Annotated in this window: 17 protein-coding genes and 1 tRNA gene; 7 read left to right on the forward strand and 11 right to left on the reverse strand. The window is 60.7% G+C overall.

All coding sequences use genetic code 11. The annotated features are described in order from the left end of the window. Positions 1 to 111: 111 nt before the first annotated feature. The 5 genes from AB1A62_RS13025 to rocF all read right to left on the reverse strand — a co-directional run bounded on the left by AB1A62_RS13025 (position 112) and on the right by rocF (position 3,832). Entirely contained in the window at positions 112 to 390 is a 279-nt protein-coding gene (locus tag AB1A62_RS13025; protein ID WP_366661891.1) for a hypothetical protein, read from the reverse strand. A 51-nt stretch (positions 391 to 441) separates the two neighbouring features. Next, positions 442 to 588, reverse strand: a complete 147-nt coding sequence (locus AB1A62_RS13030; protein ID WP_366661934.1) for a DUF1328 family protein — start codon at positions 586 to 588, stop codon at positions 442 to 444. A gap of 348 nt (positions 589 to 936) precedes the next feature. Continuing rightward, positions 937 to 1,983 (reverse strand): ornithine cyclodeaminase, encoded by a 1,047-nt coding sequence (locus AB1A62_RS13035; protein ID WP_366661892.1) that lies wholly within the window; start codon positions 1,981 to 1,983, stop codon positions 937 to 939. Next, complete coding sequence (gene ctlX, locus AB1A62_RS13040; protein WP_366661893.1) at positions 1,980 to 2,909, reverse strand: citrulline utilization hydrolase CtlX; 930 nt, start codon at positions 2,907 to 2,909, stop codon at positions 1,980 to 1,982. Before ctlX ends, AB1A62_RS13035 begins: the two co-directional genes overlap by 4 nt. Beyond that, complete coding sequence (rocF, locus tag AB1A62_RS13045) at positions 2,906 to 3,832, reverse strand: arginase (RefSeq protein ID WP_366661894.1); 927 nt, start codon at positions 3,830 to 3,832, stop codon at positions 2,906 to 2,908. Before rocF ends, ctlX begins: the two co-directional genes overlap by 4 nt. A gap of 112 nt (positions 3,833 to 3,944) precedes the next feature. Between rocF and AB1A62_RS13050 the strand changes: the two genes are divergently transcribed. Further along, entirely contained in the window at positions 3,945 to 4,370 is a 426-nt protein-coding gene (locus tag AB1A62_RS13050; RefSeq protein WP_065267363.1) for an Lrp/AsnC family transcriptional regulator, read from the forward strand. A 62-nt stretch (positions 4,371 to 4,432) separates the two neighbouring features. Here the strand turns inward: AB1A62_RS13050 and AB1A62_RS13055 are convergent, their stop codons facing one another. After that, positions 4,433 to 4,900 (reverse strand): disulfide bond formation protein B, encoded by a 468-nt coding sequence (locus tag AB1A62_RS13055; protein WP_366661895.1) that lies wholly within the window; start codon positions 4,898 to 4,900, stop codon positions 4,433 to 4,435. A 2-nt stretch (positions 4,901 to 4,902) separates the two neighbouring features. Further along, positions 4,903 to 5,481 (reverse strand): YqaA family protein, encoded by a 579-nt coding sequence (locus tag AB1A62_RS13060; RefSeq protein WP_366661896.1) that lies wholly within the window; start codon positions 5,479 to 5,481, stop codon positions 4,903 to 4,905. A 164-nt stretch (positions 5,482 to 5,645) separates the two neighbouring features. On the opposite strand from AB1A62_RS13060, the gene AB1A62_RS13065 reads away from it, so the two are divergent. Then, a tRNA-Leu gene (locus tag AB1A62_RS13065) sits at positions 5,646 to 5,731 on the forward strand. 54 nt (positions 5,732 to 5,785) lie between these two features. Here the strand turns inward: AB1A62_RS13065 and AB1A62_RS13070 are convergent. From AB1A62_RS13070 to mtnA, 3 genes are read right to left on the reverse strand one after another with little or no spacing between them, the layout of a single operon-like run. After that, a complete protein-coding gene (locus AB1A62_RS13070) occupies positions 5,786 to 6,832 on the reverse strand; it encodes a dipeptidase (protein ID WP_366661897.1) in 1,047 nt (348 codons plus the stop codon). 28 nt (positions 6,833 to 6,860) lie between these two features. Beyond that, positions 6,861 to 7,526 (reverse strand): class II aldolase/adducin family protein, encoded by a 666-nt coding sequence (locus AB1A62_RS13075; RefSeq protein WP_366661898.1) that lies wholly within the window; start codon positions 7,524 to 7,526, stop codon positions 6,861 to 6,863. 16 nt (positions 7,527 to 7,542) lie between these two features. Continuing rightward, positions 7,543 to 8,649 carry an S-methyl-5-thioribose-1-phosphate isomerase gene (gene mtnA / locus AB1A62_RS13080; RefSeq protein ID WP_366661899.1) on the reverse strand — a complete coding sequence of 369 codons (1,107 nt, stop codon included), beginning with the start codon at positions 8,647 to 8,649 and terminating at the stop codon, positions 7,543 to 7,545. A 363-nt stretch (positions 8,650 to 9,012) separates the two neighbouring features. On the opposite strand from mtnA, the gene AB1A62_RS13085 reads away from it, so the two are divergent. Further along, on the forward strand, positions 9,013 to 10,077 hold the full coding sequence (locus AB1A62_RS13085; RefSeq protein WP_366661900.1) for an efflux RND transporter periplasmic adaptor subunit: 1,065 nt from the start codon (positions 9,013 to 9,015) through the stop codon (positions 10,075 to 10,077). 3 nt (positions 10,078 to 10,080) lie between these two features. After that, positions 10,081 to 13,206, forward strand: a complete 3,126-nt coding sequence (locus tag AB1A62_RS13090; RefSeq protein WP_366661901.1) for a multidrug efflux RND transporter permease subunit — start codon at positions 10,081 to 10,083, stop codon at positions 13,204 to 13,206. 67 nt (positions 13,207 to 13,273) lie between these two features. Here AB1A62_RS13090 and AB1A62_RS13095 read toward each other — a convergent pair whose 3' ends face one another. After that, on the reverse strand, positions 13,274 to 13,489 hold the full coding sequence (locus tag AB1A62_RS13095; RefSeq protein WP_174149313.1) for a hypothetical protein: 216 nt from the start codon (positions 13,487 to 13,489) through the stop codon (positions 13,274 to 13,276). Positions 13,490 to 13,993: 504 nt separating this feature from the next. Here AB1A62_RS13095 and AB1A62_RS13100 point away from each other — a divergent pair. From AB1A62_RS13100 to AB1A62_RS13110, 3 genes are all read left to right on the forward strand, one after another. Next, positions 13,994 to 14,959 carry a TAXI family TRAP transporter solute-binding subunit gene (locus AB1A62_RS13100; protein ID WP_366661902.1) on the forward strand — a complete coding sequence of 322 codons (966 nt, stop codon included), beginning with the start codon at positions 13,994 to 13,996 and terminating at the stop codon, positions 14,957 to 14,959. Between the two features lie 113 nt (positions 14,960 to 15,072). Beyond that, entirely contained in the window at positions 15,073 to 17,682 is a 2,610-nt protein-coding gene (locus tag AB1A62_RS13105; protein WP_366661903.1) for a TRAP transporter permease, read from the forward strand. Further along, a complete protein-coding gene (locus tag AB1A62_RS13110) occupies positions 17,679 to 18,110 on the forward strand; it encodes a universal stress protein (protein ID WP_366661904.1) in 432 nt (143 codons plus the stop codon). Before AB1A62_RS13105 ends, AB1A62_RS13110 begins: the two co-directional genes overlap by 4 nt. Positions 18,111 to 18,113: the final 3 nt, after the last annotated feature.

Consider the following 18,113-nt stretch of genomic DNA (forward strand, 5'->3'; position numbering starts at 1 on the left):
CTGCCGCCAAATTGCTCCTTTGGAGACTGGGCGGGCAGCAGCGCCATGAGCGGAAAGGAAAAAGCCGCGCAGTCTGCGCGGCCTTCCGGAAATTGAGTGACTGCAGGCGGTTCAGTACCGTTTGCGCAACGCCAGCCCGAGCAGGATACCGGCGCCAAGCGCGCCAGCCACGGCCAGGCCCGGGTTCTTCTTGATGAAGTCCTGAGACTGACTGGCCAGGCGTTCGATTTCGCCTTTGCTGTAGTCAATTCCGGCCTCCAAATTTTCCTGCGCCTTCTGAACGGTTTGTGCAGCTTGCTCTTTTGCACGGTCTGCCAGCCGGTCGGCCCCGGGGTCACTGGTTGCGGATTTAGCGTCGGAAAACTGTTTGGTTTCAGCTTTAGCGGTCATGCTTTGTGTCCTCTGCGTCTGACTTTGGTTCGGTGGGCGGGTCGGTGTAGATTACCTGCGGGCGAGACGCGCAACGGCGGAAACGGCGAACAGCACCAGGAAGATCACAAACAGGATCTTCGCTGCGCCAGCAGATGCGGCAGCAATACCGTTGAACCCGAAATCCGCGGCTATGGCTGCCACGATCAGGAATGTGATTGCTCAGCTCAGCATGTCTCTTGCCCTGTTCCGGTTGCGCGCTGACGGCAGCGCTGTCTGCCGGGTCAACGGTTGGGCAGGCAAAAGGTTCCAGTGCATTTGCTTGCAGAAGGCTTCCGGAAATGAAAAGGCCCCCGCCGGGACAGAGGCGGGGGCAAGGTGTTGGACATTTTGGGGACGTGTCCAGAAGCAGCGGCAGGCTGCTATCCCAATCAAGACGCCTGAAGCGCAGATTGGTTCCCCAAAAGTTTTTTACGCAGAGGCGCTTCCTGCCGGCGTGAAGCAAAACAGGGGCGAAAAGCTGGCCCCCATACCCGAATCTGTTCCAGCCGGCACAGGGGGCCTGGTTTAGACCTTGGCGCGCTGAAGCATGCCGAACAGGTCGCGCGGGTCATCCGGGTCTGCGAGCATGTCGAGATCGATGAAGTAGTCGGTGCCCTTGATACGGTCGCGGATGTAGCGCAGTGCCGAGAAATCCTCGATCGCGAAGCCGACGCTGTCGAACAGGGTAATCTGGCGGTCGCCGGTGCGGCCCTGCTTCTTGCCAGCGATGACTTCCCACAGCTCGGTCACGGCAAAGTCCTCCGGCATCTGCTGGATTTCGCCTTCGATCCGGGTTTGCGGCGGGTATTCGACAAACACGTCGGAGCGGCTGAGAATGCCTGCGGCCAGTTCTGTCTTGCCGGGGCAGTCGCCGCCGATCGCGTTGATATGGACGCCGCTGCCGACCATGTTGTCGGTCAGGATGGTGGCATACTGCTTGTCCGCGGTGCAGGTGGTGAGAATCTGCGCGCCTTCAATAGCTTCTTCCGGTGTCCTGCAGCTGACAACCTCAATCCCCAGGCCTTGCAGGTTGCGGGCGCATTTCTCTGTGGCAGCGGAATCTTTGTCATAAAGACGCACGGACTTCAGGCCGATGATCGCCTTCATCGCCAGGGTCTGGAACTCCGACTGGGCGCCGTTGCCGATCATTGCCATGGTGGTGGCACCTTTTGGCGCCAGATATTTGGCGGCCATTGCTGATGTGGCGGCGGTGCGCAGGGCGGTCAGCATGGTCATTTCGGTCAGCAGCACCGGATAACCGGTATAAACATCCGCCAGAAGGCCGAAGGCGGTGACGGTCTGCAGCCCTTCGGAAGTGTTCTTGGGGTGGCCGTTCACATATTTGAAGCCATAGGCCTCACCATCCGAGGTCGGCATCAGTTCGATCACGCCGACGTCTGAGTGGCTGGCAACGCGCGGGGTCTTGTCGAACAGCTCCCAACGCTTGAAGTCCTGTTCGACATAGTCCGCAAGATCGCGCAGCATTTGTTCGATGCCAACGTGATGAATGAGGCGCATCATGTTGTCGACGCTGACAAAAGGCACCAGGGCCTTATCCGAAGGCTGTGTCATGCGGCTTTCCTTTCACGGGGGCTGAGGTGGATGCCTGCCAGCATGCAGCGCACCGACCCGCCTGCAGTTTCGATGGTGGGAATGGTCAGGGGCAGCGGCTCGGCGCTTTGCTCAATAATCGAAATCTGGTCTGGTCTCAGCGCCTTCAGGGCTTTGGCAGATAGTGCCAGAAGGCGTCTGCGGCCTGTTAACTCCAGAGCGTTGCCCGCAAAACTGACGATCTGACCCGGCGTCAGGTCAATGACCCGGCGGCCTGTCTCCTCCAGCCGTGCCGCAACCTCAGCACGGCGGACGGGATCAACGATCATATCCAGGCAAATCAGCGCGTATTCGGTGCCGATGCCCATCAGGACATTAGTATGATATACGTCGCGGCCGGCATTGTCCTTGGCTTCGAACACCATGGGTTCAAAGTTGAAATGGGTGCAGAAGCGTTCCAGCAACACCGGGTCGGCGCGGTTGGATTTCACCGTGTAGGCAATCCGCCCGATATGGTCGAGCACCATCGCGCCGGTGCCTTCCAGCGATAGGCCGTCCTGTTCCAGGCCGGAGTAGTCGATCACGTCCTGCACGCGGTAGTCGCGTTTCAGAAGTTCGATCACGTCCCAGCGGCGTTCCTTGCGGCGGTTCTCGGCGTACATCGGGTACACCGCAACATGGCCGCCTGCATGGGTGGAGAACCAGTTATTCGGGAAAACGCTGTCCGGCGTTTCAATGGTGGTGTCATCAAAGGCATGCACGATGACACCGGCACCGCGAAGGGTTTCCACCGCGCCGTCAAACTCTGCCAGCGCCTGGGCAGACGTAGCCTCAGCCGAAGTATTTGCCAGCGTTTGGAAGGCGTTATCACTCTTTGTTTCCGGGTTCGAGCAAAAGTGGTGGGGCCGGATCATCACCACGGCAGAGGGAGCTTGCAGGCTGCTCATTGGTAGCTCCGGGTCGGGCGGTCGAAGACGCGGCGGCCAAGCGCAGATGCGCAGAGGTCCACCATCAGATGCGCGGTGCGGCCGCGCTCGTCCAGGAAGGGGTTCAGTTCCACGAGGTCCAGCGAGGTCATCAGGCCGGAATCATGCAGGATTTCACAAACCAGATGCGCCTCCCTCACGGTAGCGCCGCCGGGCACTGTGGTGCCGACAGCCGGGGCCACGGACGGGTCCAGGAAATCGACGTCCAGCGATACATGCAGCATGCCGTTGGCCTTTGCGACCAGCTCCAGGAACTGGTTCAGCGGACCGGCGATTCCGTTCTCATCAATGTGGCGCATGTCGTGGGTGCGGATGCTGCTGCCTTCCAGCGCGAGCCGCTCCTGCGTATCGACAGAGCGAAGGCCGATCATGCAGACGTTTTCCTGCGGCACCGGGTTGGTCACTTCAGGAAAACCTTCGAAGCCGTTGCGCCCAGTGAAGTATCCAACCGGTGTTCCGTGCAGGTTACCGCTGTCCGTCGTCTGCGGTGTGTGGAAGTCGGTATGCGCGTCAAGCCAGAGGACGAACAGCGGCCGGCCCGCCTTGGCGGCATGATTGGCGGCTCCAGCCACGGAACCCAGCGACAGCGAGTGATCGCCGCCGAGGAAGACCGGCATGCCGCGCGGCAGCGCATTTTCGGCGGCCTGCGCCAGGCGCGAGGTCCAGCCGATGGTCTCGTTGCGGGCATAAACCAGCCCGTCGTTGTCGTCTTCTGCGTGGGTGTCTGGCGCCAGGTTGCCGAGGTCTTCAACGGTGTGGCCCAGGCTCTGCAGGGCTTCGGTGATGCCGGCGGTGCGGTAGGCGTCGGGGCCCATCAGGCAGCCCGCCCTGCGTTTGCCGCTGTCTACCGGGGCGCCAATCAGAATGCAGTGTTGTGAGGTCACTGTTTTGATCTCCCAAATTCTCAGGTTTAATACTAGAAACTTCCGAAACGTGATGGAATCCAGCAATCATTTTGCCCATAATGATGGGCAAATGATCATAACGGAGTGGGGCATGGACAAAACGGATGAGCGGCTGGTGTCAGCCCTGCGGCACAACGCGCGGGCGTCGCTTTCGGACCTGGCGCTGGAACTGAACCTGTCGCGGACCACAGTGCGGGCGCGGATCGAGCGGCTTCAGGCCCGGGGGGACATCCTGGGTTTCACCGTAGTGCTGAAAGAGGATGTCCTGCGCGATCCGGTCCGCGGGCTGATGATGATCGGGATCGAAGGCCGCGGCACCAGCCGGATCACCAGACAGCTGCAGGGGTTGCCGGAAGTCAGGGCAATACACACCACCAACGGACGCTGGGATCTGATTGTCGAACTGGGCACCGAAACGCTGGAAACCCTGGATGCCGCCCTCGCCAAGATCCGGACCTTCGAAGGCGTCGTGAGCAGCGAAACCAATCTGTTGCTGGCGACCAAGAAGGACACCTGACTAAGATTGGCTTTTGCAATGCGGCCAATATCTTGGCGGCCGCATTGCAGCTTGCTGGAAGGTTAACCCTGCTTGCGGATGTGGTTGGCTGCAGCAATCCACAGCAGCGCGAGGCCAAAGGAGGCGATGGCGTTCCAGCTTGCCATGGAAAGCGACAGCATTTCCCAGGGGACCTCGTCGCAGCGCACCAGCGGCGCGGCCATGATCTGTTCCATCAACTGGTCAGGGGACAGCCCGCCAATCGGGCCGGAGGTGCAGGTGGAGGGGCCTTCCCACCAACCGCGCTCAATCCCAGTGTGGTAGGCGCCAACCCCGGCAGTAGCAAGCGCAGCAAGCGCGCCCAGATAGGGCAGAACCGCGCCGGGGATGACCAGAGCTAGGACGCCGATTCCTGCTGCGGCAGCATGAGGATAGCGCTGCCAGTAGCAGAGTTTGCAGGGCGCCATTTCACCGATGTACTGGAATCCCAGCGCACCCAGCAGAAGCGCAGCGGATCCTGCGGCAGCCAATGCGATCAGAAGTCTGTGCATATTCAGATAAACCTCACCATCAGGAAACCGCCGAACAGGATCACCATGAAGGCGGTGAAGACCATCCCCAGGCGGCGTTCAATGAAGTCGCGGACCGGGGCACCGAATTGCCACAGTAGGCCTGCCACGATGAAAAAACGCAATGCCCGCGCGAGGATAGACGTGGCAATGAAGGTGCCGATCGGCATCCCGGTCCAGCCCGACATGATGGTGATCACCTTGTAGGGGAATGGCGTGATGCCTGCGCCCAGCACTGCCCAGAAGCCAAAGTCGTTGAAGCGGGTGTTGAATTCCGCCATGGCGTTGCCCTTGCCCATGGCCTCCAGCACCGGCTGGCCGATGCTTTCATAAAAGAAGGCGCCGATGGCATATCCAAGAACACCGCCGGCCACAGAGGCGACCAGCGCCACCAGCGCGACCAGCCAGGCACGCGACGGGCGGGCCAGGATCATCGGGATCATCAGAACATCAGGCGGGATCGGGAAAACCGAGCTCTCGACAAATGCCACAACGGCCAGGCACCACAGCGCCTTGGGATGATCGGCCAGGGCCATCGTCCGGTCATATAGCGGTTTCAGCATTCTGCGCCCTGCGTCCTCAACGGCGTTTGCCAAGGGAGGTGGCATGCGCGCGGCGCTCCGTCAACCTTCGCAGCCAGTGATTTTGCCACGCGGCGCATTTTCGGCGGCGGAGTTCCGTTTTGTCTCTGGACCTTGGCCGATTGCTTGGCTAGGAACAGATCGCGGCCCAAGTGGCGGAATGGTAGACGCAGGGGATTCAAAATCCCCCGATGGCAACATCGTGAGAGTTCGAGTCTCTCCTTGGGCACCACCGCATTCCTTTAAAATCAGATGTTTGCGATGGAAACGTGTGGCGGCCGCGGCGTTACGCCCAGGTCCGCTCCAATATCCGCAGCCAGTTGCCGTGGCAAAGTTTTGCCATCAGCCTGCTGTCATATCCATGTGCCTTCATTGCCTCACACAGCACCGGCAGTCCTGCGGCATCTGTGATCTCATCCGGTATGATTGCGCCGTCAAAATCCGAACCCAGCCCAACCCTGTCCTCGCCAAGCTCTGTGATCAGATAGTCGAGATGTTCAATCATCCGGGCAACCGGCGTGTCCGCGTCCATCCGGCCATCTTCGCGCAGAAAAGCGACGGCGAAGTTCAACCCCACCAGACCATCGCTGTCGCGGATGGCGTGCAGTTGGCGGTCTGTCAGGTTCCGGCTGTGCGGACACAGGGTGTGGGCATTGGAGTGGGTCGCGACCAGCGGCTTGCTGCTGTAGCGGGCAACATCCCAGAATCCGGCTTCATTCAGATGAGAGAGGTCGATCAGAACGTTAAGTTCATTGCATTTTTTGACCAGACGAACACCATCGGCTGTCAAGCCGGGGCCGGTGTCCGGGCTGGAAGGAAAGCGGAACGGAACACCGTGGCCATAGATCGTGGGGCGGCTCCAGACCGGGCCGAGCGAGCGCAGGCCCGCGGCGTGCAGCACCTCCAGCGTATGGAAGTCCGGGTCGATAGCCTCGGCGCCTTCCATATGCATGACGGCGGCCATAACACCGCTCTGCATGGCTTCACGAATGCTGGCCGCGGTGCGGCAGATCTTGAGCGCGCCTTGTCTCTCCAGCCGGATCAGGATGGCAGCCTGGGCAAGGGCGATCTGTGCCGCCCGCGGCCAGTCCACGGCGGGCGGCAAGGGGAGATCGTAGCTGTCTGCCATCATTTCTTCCATGAAGGAGGCATCGCTATCGCCCGGAACGAAAATGGCGAAGATCCCGCCTGCAAAACCGCCTGACCGGGCCTTGGAAAGGTCGATGTGATGGCCGCCAGAGCCCATGAAGCCGCGCTCATCGAACGTTACTTTGCCTGACTGAATCTGCAGCAGCAGGTCGTTGTGACCATCAAAGATCAGCGGGTGTTCCATTCCGGCTCCGTTTTGCATCAGCGCAGGATCAGCGGCTGTCCTTCAATCCATAGTCTGCGAAGGCAGCGATGGCTTCCGCCATTTCGTCATCCGTCAGGATATGCGGCTGCCCGATGGTCAGGCTCGCCGTGTAACCCTTTGCAAGTGTTTCCAGTTCCACCATGCGCCAAAGCGCACGGGGCAGGCTTTCTCCCGTTGTCACCGCGCCATGGTTGGCCATCAGGCAGGCGCTGCGGTCCTGCAAAGCGCCAGTGACATTGTCCGAGAGTTTTTGACTGCCGAACAGCGCGTAGTCGGCCACTGGCACATCGCTGCCGCCAAAGGCCGCGACCATGTAGTGGCAGGCCGGGATCACCTGCCGGTTCATTGCCAGCGCGCTGCAGTAAACGGGATGGGCGTGGACGACGGCGTTTACCCCGGGCTTGGACCGAAGGATCGCCTGATGAAAGGGCCATTCCGTCGAGGGCTTCAGCTGTCCCTCTGGCTCCGGGCTGCCGTCCAGCGGAATCAAGACAAGATCTTCAGGCGCCAATTTTTCATAGGGCACGCCGGACGGGGTGATAACCATGTGATCTCCTGCCCGTACGGAAACATTGCCGGAGGTGCCCTGATTAATGCCGAGGGCGTTCATTTCCAGGCAGGCGTCAATCACCGCCTGCCGGACTTCGGCACAATCGTGATATGGCGGTTTCATTGGGCGGCCTCCGGCATCAGGCGGATTTCGCCGCCGCCATTTCCGGGAATAGGCGGGCCAAGCCCTCTTCAGTTGCTTCGCAGACGCCGCGTTCGGTGATCAGCCCGGTCACCAGGCGGTTCGGCGTCACATCAAAGGCCGGGTTGCCGCCCGGCGTGCCGTCGGGCGTCACCTGGAGAACGCCGATTGCGCCGTCTTCGGTCTTGCCTTGAACATGGGTGATCTCTCGTTCGCTGCGTTCCTCGATCGGGATTTCGCCAACGCCGTCGGAGACCGTCCAATCAACGGTCGGCGAGGGCAGGGCGACGTAGAAGGGCACCCCGTTGTCCTTGGCAGCCAACGCCTTCAGATAGGTGCCGATCTTGTTGCAGACATCGCCGCGGCGGGTGGTGCGGTCGGTTCCGGTGATGACCAGATCGACCTGCCCGTGCTGCATCAGATGGCCGCCGGCGTTGTCGGTGATGTAGCTGTGGCTGATGCCGTGGCTGCCCAGCTCCCAGGCGGTCAGCGCGCCCTGGTTGCGGGGGCGGGTTTCGTCAATCCAGACGTGTATCGGGATGCCCGCGTCATGCGCCTGGTACATCGGGCTGGTGGCGGTGCCCCAGTCAACGGTCGCCAGCCAGCCGGCGTTGCAGTGGGTCAGCAGCCGGACCGGCTCACCAGCGGGCTTGCCCGCTGCGATCTGCCGGATCAGTTCCAGACCGTGCATGCCGATGCACCGGTTGATTTCAACATCCTCGTCGGCGATTTCGTGAGCCAGCTGCAGGGCCGCTGCGGCGCGCTCGCCTTCCGCCAGCACACGCAGATGGGCGCGGCAGCGGTCCAGCGCCCAGCGCAGGTTGATCGCGGTCGGGCGGGTTGCGTTGAGGAAGCCCCAAGCCTGGTCCATGGCCGCATCGGACGGATCCAGCCGCATCGCCAGCGCCATGCCATAGGCGGCAGTCGCGCCGATCAGGGGCGCACCGCGCACCCGCATCTCGACGATGGCATCAGCAAAGTCCTGCAGCGTGTCCACTTGCTGAATGCGGAATTCATGCGGCAGCCAGCGCTGATCGATAATCTGCAGCGCATCTTCGCCGTGATCCCACCAGAGAGACCGGTAATGGGTGCCGTTTACTTGCATCGGAGAATCTCCTTGTTTCGCGGTGCTGCCGTGCGGGCTGCCATGTCCGGAATATTACTCTCCGGTTTCTCTGAATTGCGCCGAGCACGCAAGGTTTCGTTGCGGAAACCTGTTGGAAACTTTGGCTTTATGGCGGCGGATGCAGGCGAGTTTTGCGTGTGCAGCTTGCAGATGTGTGCTGGGAAGGTATTCAATAGGGTAAAGATTTGGATACGGGACAGCAGGCCGGGTAATCGGCTGCACACAATATTTCTGTTTAAGTTGAAAGGCTCAAGAATGACGTGTTTCTGGAACAGGGGCCTGACCGGCCGTACCGGGCTGGCAGTTATTGCAGCTGTTAGCCTGTCTGCTGCAGGCCCAGCATTGGCACAGCAGCAGGCGGCTGCACCCAAGGTGGCCGTCTCGGAGGCGGTGATCAAACCGATCAAGGACACCGCAACCTTCATCGGCCGGGGCGAGGCAATCGACAAGGCCGACATCATGGCCCGGGTCAGCGGCTACCTGGAGGAAGTATTGGTCCAGGACGGTGCAGAAGTTGAGAAGGGGGATATTCTGTTCCGGATCGAGCGCAGCGCTTATGAAGCGGTGCTGGAAAGCCGCCGTGCCGAACTGGCGCAGGCGGAAGCCAGCCTTGAGCTGGCGTCACTGGAACTGGTCCGTAAGCAGGAGCTTTTCGAGCGCGGCTCTGTTCCGGAAACGGACCGCGACACTGCCCGTGCCAATGAACAGGTGGCAGAGGCGCAGGTGCGGGCTGCCCGGGCCGCCATCCAGCAGGCAGAGCTTGATCTGAGCTACACTGAGATTCTCGCGCCATTCTCGGGCCGTGTCGGGCGTATCGAAGTCAGTATCGGCGACGTGGTCAACCCCAGCGGCGCACCGCTGGTCAACATCGTGCGCGAGGCACCGGTTTATGTATCGTTCTCGCTGAACGAAAAGCAATTTGTCGAGATCCTGCAGCAGCTGGAATCCGAGGGTATCGACCGCTCCAGCACTGAAACTGCGCCGGAAGTCTTTGTCGTGCTGCCCAATGGGGCCGAACTGGAGGAGAAGGGCCGGATTGCCTTTGCCGGCAACCGCGTGGACCCCGCCACTGGCGCTGTCACCGTGCGGGCGAAGTTCCAGAATGATGACCGGCTGATTCTCGATGGCGCGTTCCTTACAGTAGGCTTGCAGTCGCAAGAAGCTGTTGATCGCGTTGTCATCAGCCAGGCCGCAATCCAGCGCGATCAGCAGGGGCCGTTTGTTCTGGTGGTGGACGAGAACAACCAGGTGCAGCAGCGCTACATTGCGACGGGCGAAGTGCAGGGCACGGGGATCATCGTTCTGGACGGGCTGATCAAGGGCGAAACCGTGGTTGTCGAAGGGCTGCAAAAGATCCGCCCCGGTGTCGAGGTGGACCCGGTCATGGCTGCTCAGGCTGGAGAATAACCGATGTTTTCCTCCACATTCATTTCAAGGCCGAAATTCGCGATCGTCATTTCTTTGGTGCTGACGGTCATGGGGGTGATCGGGTATTTTGCACTGCCGGTGGCGCAGTTCCCGGAAATCACGCCGCCGGTGGTGAATGTCACCGCCACCTACACCGGGGCCAATGCGGAAACCGTTGAAAAGAGCGTCGCTGCGCCGATTGAAGCACAGGTCAACGGGGTGGACGGGATGCTCTACATGTCCTCCACCTCCGCTGACAACGGGAGCTATTCTCTGGCGGTGACGTTCGAGGTCGGAACCGATCCGGATATCGCCTCCGTCAACGTGCAGAACCGGGTGGCGCAGGCAACGGCGGCTCTTCCCGCCGAGGTCAACGCGAATGGCGTTGTAACCCAGAAAAGCTCCTCCAACATGCTGCTGGTGACAGCGCTGACCTCTCCCAACGGGTCCTATGACAGCGTCTTCCTGTCAAATTATGCGGCCATCAACATCAAGGATGCACTGGCGCGTGTCGCCGGCGTTGGCAAGGCGGATATCCTGACCAACTTTGAATATGCCATGCGGGTCTGGCTGGAACCGAACAAGATGGCGGGCTTGGGGATTTCACCCGGCGACGTGATCAATGCGGTGCAGGAGCAGAATATAGAAGTGTCGGCAGGGCAGGTGGGCGCACCGCCGGTGCCGGGTGATCAGGTGTTTCAATACACAATCAAATCCAAGGGTCGTCTGACCGAGGTCAGTGAGTTCGAGGATATTGTGATCCGCACCGGTGAAGGCGGCAGCACGGTGCGCCTGAGGGATATTGCCAAGGTGGAACTGGGGGCTTCCAACTACAGTTCTTCCGGCTATTTCGATGGCGTTCCGGCCACAATTCTGGCGGTCTATCAGGCGCCGGGCGCCAATGCGCTTGCCGTGTCCGAAGCTGTTCTTGCGGAAATGGATCGCCTCTCGCAGTCCTTCCCCGAGGATGTCTCTTACTCGGTGCCGTTCAATACCACGGATTTTGTCGAACAGTCGCTGAATGACGTGATCACCACCCTGATGATGACCTTTGTGCTGGTGATCTCAGTGGTGTTCATCTTCCTGGGGTCGTTCCGTGCCACCATCATTCCGGCCGTGGCAATCCCGGTCTCGCTGATCGGCACATTTGCTTTCTTGCTGGCGCTTGGCATGTCGCTCAACACCATCTCGCTGTTCGCGCTTGTTCTGGCCATCGGCATCGTGGTGGATGACGCCATTGTCGTGGTGGAAAACGTCGAACGGATCATCGCGGTGGAAGGGCTGTCACCACCTGAGGCCACCCGCAAGGCAATGGGGCAGATCACCGGCCCGGTGATTGCCACCACGCTGGTGCTGCTGGCAGTGTTTGTGCCGGTTACCTTTATGCCAGGTATCACCGGCAGGCTCTATTCGCAGTTTGCGGTGACCATCTCCGTCGCAGTGGTGATCTCCTCGGTCAACGCGCTGACGCTGTCGCCTGCACTGTGCGCCATCGTGCTCAAGGCCCGTTCCGGTCCGCCAAAAGGGCTGCTGGCGATGTTCGAGAACATGATCGGCGGGGTTCGCAGCGGCTACCTCAGCGTCGTGACCCGTCTGCTGCGGCTTCCGGTGATCGGGCTTGCGATCATTGCAGCCGTGGCCTTTGGCACCGGAACGGTTTTCAGCACAACGTCCAAGGGCTTCCTGCCGCTGGAGGACAACGGCTATCTGTTTGTCGACGTTCAGCTGCCCGACGCTGCGGCACTAGGGCGGACCGAAACGGTGACAAGCCGGATCGACGAGCAGATCCGCCAGATCCCGGGTGTGCAGGGAACCGTGCTGGTCAATGGGTTCAGCCTGCTGAACGGCGCCAGCGCCAACGGTGCGATGATCATTGCCAACTTGACCCCCTGGGATGAGCGGCAGGACGAGGCGTTGCAGCCGGACGCGATCCTTGGCCAGATCTATGGCATCGCCAACGGCGAGGCTGCGGCCAGCATCGTTGCCTTCAACCCGCCGCCGATTTCCGGCCTTGGCATGTCGGCCGGTGTGGAAATGGCAGTGCAGCAGACCGCAGGCGGCACGCCGCAGGACCTGGCGCAGTCGGTCGGCTCACTGGTCTATTCTGCCAACCAGCGGCCGGAGATTGCCCAGTCCTACACCACCTTCCGGGCCAACGTGCCCCAGGTGTTTGTTGACCTGGACCGGGAAAAGGCCAAGACGCTAAACGTGCCGATTGCCGAGGTGTTCCAAACCATGCAGGCGCATCTAGGGTCCTACTATGTCAACGACTTCAACCTGTTCGGACGCGTCTACAAAGTGATGCTGCAGGCGGAGGGTTCCTACCGCGACAAGATCGAGGATATCGGCGGCCTGTACGTGCGGGCGCAGTCCGGGGAGATGGTGCCGCTGTCGACCCTGATCGACGTTGAGAACGTGCTGGGGCCGGTGCTGCTGAAGCGGCACAATATCTTCCGCTCGGCGACCGTCACTGCGGTTCCGGCACCCGGCCTGTCTACGGGCGACGCGATCCGGGTGATGCAGGAAGAAGCCGCGACGGCGCTGCCGCCGGGATACGCCTTTGAATGGACCGGCACCGCGCAGCAGCAGCTGGACTCGGCCGGGCTGGTGACCGTGATCCTGGCGATGGCGGTGCTGTTCGGTTACTTGTTCCTGGTCGGGCAATACGAAAGCTGGACCATGCCGGTTGCGATCCTGTTGTCGGTGATCGTTGCCCTGTTCGGTGCGGTTGCTGCTGTGGCGCTGGCAGGTAATGACATCAACCTCTACACGCAGATCGGGATGATCATGCTGATCGGCCTGGCATCTAAGAACGCCATTCTGATCGTCGAATTCGCAATGGAGCAGCGGGCCGCTGGCCTCAGCATCCGCGAAGCCGCACAGGAGGCGGCCAAACAGCGCTTCAGGGCGGTGATGATGACCGCGCTGTCCTTCCTTTTGGGGGTAGTGCCGCTGATGGTCGCATCCGGCGCAGGGGCGGCCAGCCAGCGTGCCATCGGTATCGCTGTCTTTGGCGGAATGCTGGCGGCGACGGTCGTCGGCGTCATCGTGGTGCCGGTGCTCTATGCAATGATGCAGGGCTTGCGTGAGCGGATCAAAGGCCAGCCGGAGCCTAGCCCAGCTGAGTAAGGTAAACATCCCCGGCAGGTTTAATTCTGCCGGGGAACTGTTCTAGACTTGAAACGGCCGGAAGGCCTCAGGCGGCCTGCCTCGCCCGCAGGCCGCGTTCGTGGGCTTCAGCTAGGATCAGGTCCCACTTTCGAGGCGTGCAGCGGAATTCCGGCTCCACATCACAGGTCAGCGGCGCGCTGATTTCTTTCGGAATCCGGCGGGCCTGGGCGGAGACACATCGCTCCAACGCCCAAAAATCCGTCAAGGACGGATTGTTGATAATTACTTGGCTCAGCAGCATTGCTGCAGGCTCCCTGTCAATTGCTGGTAATGGCCACAGCTTTTTGAATCGTGGCTCAAGTTTTTATGTGACGCTTGATAGCGTCGTTGCGGCAGTTTGTCACCGGTTCATTTTCCAAACGGGCAAGGAACGCAGAAATTTCCTGCGGAGCGGGAAAAGCGCCACAAGCGAAATGGAAGAGGGGCTGCAGGAGAATCGCGCGCAAGCGGATTTTCCTTGCAAGAAAAAACATTGTGCTACTTCAGGAGGGAAGGGCCGGTCTTCTGCGGGGAAATTTCCCTAAGTGACGTCAATGCCGGGAAAAACAGGCACAAAGTGGGTGCGGCAATAAATAGCACCCTTGACTTGAAGGATGGGCAGTGGAACCCTTCTGCGCGTGCAAAATAATCGGCACGCAGCTTGCCCAGCGGGCCGGAACTTACGGCAGTGGGACGACTGCAGAACTGTGTTTCCGGCGTACATGGACAAGCTGCAAATCATAAGACAAGTGGGAGAGACTTGATCATGAAACACACCAAGCTGGCTATCGGTGCATTGGTGGCGGCGTCCTTTTCGGCGCCCGCAGCATTTGCTCAGGAATATATCACCATCGGCACCGGCGGCGTGACCGGCGTGTATTACCCGACCGGCGGCGCCATCTGCCGTCTGGTGAACAAGGGCCGAAAGGAGCACGGGTTCAAGTGCGCCGTCGAATCCACCGGCGGTTCGGTCTACAACATCAACACCATTCGCGAAGGCGAGTTGCAGTTCGGCGTTGCCCAGTCCGACTGGCAGTACCACGCCTATAACGGCTCTTCCAAGTTTGAGGAAGCAGGTGCCTTCGAAGGCCTGCGCGCCGTGTTCTCGGTCCACCCGGAACCTTTCACCGTTGTGGCCCGCGCAGATGCCGGTATTTCCACTTTTGACGATCTCAAAGGCAAGCGCGTCAACATCGGCAACCCGGGCTCCGGCCAGCGCGGCACCATGGAAGTTCTGATGGAAGCCAAGGGCTGGGGCATGGAAGATTTCGCCCTGGCGACCGAGCTGAAGGCGGCAGAACAGTCCGCAGCGCTGTGCGACAACCAGATCGACGCGATGATCTATACCGTTGGCCACCCGTCGGGCTCCATTCAGGAAGCCACCACCGCCTGTGACTCGGTGCTGGTGACCGTGGATGGTGAAGCGGTTGAGAAACTGGTTGCCGACAACTCCTTCTACCGTACCGCGACCATTCCGGGCGGCATGTACCGCGGGTCCGACAACGACACCAACACCTTTGGTGTGGGCGCGACCTTCGTCACCTCCGCCGACGTCTCTGAGGATGCGGTCTATGCAGTGGTCAGCTCTGTCTTCGAGAACTTTGAAGCCTTCCAGAAGCTGCACCCGGCGTTTGCCAACCTGAAACCGGAAGAGATGATCGCGGACGGCCTGTCGGCGCCGCTGCATCCGGGCGCAGCCAAATACTACAAAGAAAAAGGCTGGATCGAGTAATCCGCCAGACAGCAGGAACGGGGCGCATCACGCGCCCCGTTTTCGCCTGAGGCCACAGGCCCGGGCTTGACAATACCGGCCCCGGGAAACGGCGGCCGCAGGGGAGATTATCCATGACATCCGATGCTCAGGGAAATCGGCCGCTTAGCGAAGAAGAGCTTCAGGAACTGGTCGCGTCCTCCGACGCCGGCGCCCGCAACCCGGTGGGAAGCGTGGGGCTGTTCCTGGCGATCGTCGCCGTCATCTGGTCCGTGTTCCAAGTCATCCTGGCCTCGCCAGTGGCCAACCTGCTGCTGCCTGGCAGCGTGATTAACAATTCCCGCCAAATCCATTTGGCCTTTGCCATTTTCCTGGCCTACGCTGCTTATCCCGCGTTGAAGTCCAGTCCGCGGAATTACATCCCGGTGCAGGACTGGATTTTCGCATTGGCCGGCACCGCGATCGCGATGTACGGCTATATTTTCTATCAGAAAATCGTTGATTCCGGCGGCCTTGCAGACGACATGGACAAGTGGTTTGCCCTCGCCGGCCTGATCCTGCTGTTCGAAGCTGCCCGCCGGGCCCTTGGACCGGCGATGGCGATCATCGCGACGATTTTCCTTCTCTACGTGTTCTTCGGCTCTTCCGAATACGTTCCGGAAGTCATCCGCTGGAAGGGCGCCAGCCTGAAAAAGGCGATGAGCCATATGTGGATCACGTCTGAGGGCGTGTTCGGCATTGCCCTGGGTGTCTCCACCAAATTCGTCTTTCTCTTCGTGTTGTTCGGTGCCCTGCTCGATAAGGCAGGCGCCGGCAATTACTTCATCAAGATGGCCTTCGGCGCGCTTGGCCACCTGCGCGGCGGCCCGGCCAAGGCAGCGGTGGTCGGCTCTGCCGCAACCGGCCTGATTTCCGGGTCCTCCATCGCGAACGTGGTCACCACCGGCACATTCACCATCCCGCTGATGAAACGCGTCGGTTTCACCTCCGAACAGGCGGGCTCGGTTGAGGTCGCTTCCTCTGTGAATGGACAGATCATGCCGCCGGTGATGGGGGCTGCCGCCTTCCTCATGGTGGAATACGTGGGCATTTCCTACGTCGAGGTGATCACCCATGCCTTCCTGCCGGCCGCGATTTCCTACATCGCGCTGGTCTATATCGTGCATCTGGAGGCGGTGAAGCGGAACATGCCTACGCTTGGCAACCGCGTGGTGTCCATGGGCCGCACCATCGGCGGCATGGCGTTGTTCTTCGCAGGCTTTGCTGCGCTTTGCTACGGCGTACAGTATCCGGTGAAATGGATCGTCGCGGCGATGCCCGGCGCGTCTGGCATGACCCTGTCTGCGCTAGTCGTGGTTGCCTATATCGCGCTGCTGTGGCTGGCCTCGGGTGTGGATGACCTGGTGCCGGATGACCCGAACGCGCAGGAGGTCGAACTGCCGGTGGTCGCTGAGATCTACAAGGCAGGCCTGCATTACCTTCTGCCGATCATCGTGCTGGTCTACTTCCTGATGATCGAACAGAAGTCGCCGGGGCTGTCGGCGTTCTGGGCAACTGCGCTTCTGTTTGTGATCCTGCTGACCCAGAAACCGCTTAAGGCGATCTTCCGCGGTCAGAGCCACATGGCAAACGCCTTTGTTGAAGGCGTCCATGACCTGTGGAACGGCCTGATCGATGGCGCCCGCAACATGATTGGCATCGCGCTGGCCACTGCTACTGCAGGCGTTATCGTGGGGACGGTGACGCTGACCGGTGTGGGTCAGGTGATGGCAGATCTGGTCGAGTTTGTCTCGGGCGGAAACCTGATACTGATGCTGGTGATGGTCGGCCTTCTTTCGCTTGTTCTGGGCATGGGCCTGCCGACCACCGCCAACTACATCGTTGTCAGCTCGCTGATGGCCGGTGTGGTGGTGGAACTGGGTGCGCAGTCCGGGCTCATCGTGCCGCTGATTGCGGTGCACTTGTTCGTGTTCTACTTCGGGATCATGGCGGATGTGACGCCACCGGTCGGGCTTGCCAGCTTTGCGGCGGCGGCGGTATCAGGCGGCGATGCGATCCGCACCGGCTTCACTGCGTTCTTCTACAGCTTGCGGACTGTGGCACTGCCGTTTGTGTTCATCTTCAACACCGATCTTCTACTGATCGATGTGAACTGGATACAGGGGATACTCGTGGCCATATCAGCCACCATTGCGATCCTGGTCTTTACCGCCGGCACCATGGGCTACTTCGTCAGCCGCAACCGGATTTATGAAAGCATCCTGCTGATCTTCGCAGCCTTTGCGCTGTTCCGGCCGGACTTCTTCATGGACCGGGTGATGCCTCCCTTTGCTCAGGTCCCGCCGGCCCAGCTGGCACAGGCGCTGGAAGATGCGGAGCCAGGGGCGGAGCTGCGGATCACCGTGGAAGGTCCTGATTTCGACACTTCCGAAATCAAAAGCACTACAATGATCATGACCGCCGACGGCACGGATGGCCAGGCGGCTGTGGATGCCTACGGGCTTCTGCTGCTGGAGGAAGACGGTGCGGTCAAGCTGGAAGAACCGATGTTCGGAACCCCGGCAGCGCCGAATCTGGAAAGCTTCGATTTCTACGCTGACGCACCGGTTCAGATCATTGCAATCCAGGCGCCCGCCAGCCAGCTTCCAAAGGAATTGATGTTCCTGCCGGCGCTGCTGCTGGTGGCGCTGATCGCCCTGATGCAGCGCGGCCGCGCGCGTGAAGAAGAAGGAGTAACAGCATGAGCAAACCCGTTCTTTGCGCCCTGGAACTGAACGATCAGGACTTGGACGAGAAGGTCCTGACGCAGGCCGGGCGGCTGGCCGGCCTGGACGGGGCCCAGCTGGATGTTGTCAATGTCCTGCCGGACTTCGGCGAGAGCTGGGTCTCGGGGTTCTTTGAGGAGCATCACCATGAGAATGCGGTCAAGGACGCGACCCAGCGTCTGAGCGATCTATGCGCCAAGGTTCTGGGTAAAGAGCGCAATGCCAAGGTCCGCCACCTGGTGGCAACCGGTACCGCCTATCAGGAGATCTTGAAGGTTGCCGAAACCGCGGGCAGCGGCCTGATCGTGATTGGTGCGCATAAGCCGGATCTGAAGGACTACCTGCTTGGGCCAAACGCGGCCCGGGTGATCCGGCACTCGGATTGCTCGGTCTTTGTGGTCCGCTAAAAA

Source organism: Leisingera sp. JC11 (assembly GCF_040704725.1).
Classification (GTDB): Bacteria; Pseudomonadota; Alphaproteobacteria; order Rhodobacterales; family Rhodobacteraceae; genus Leisingera.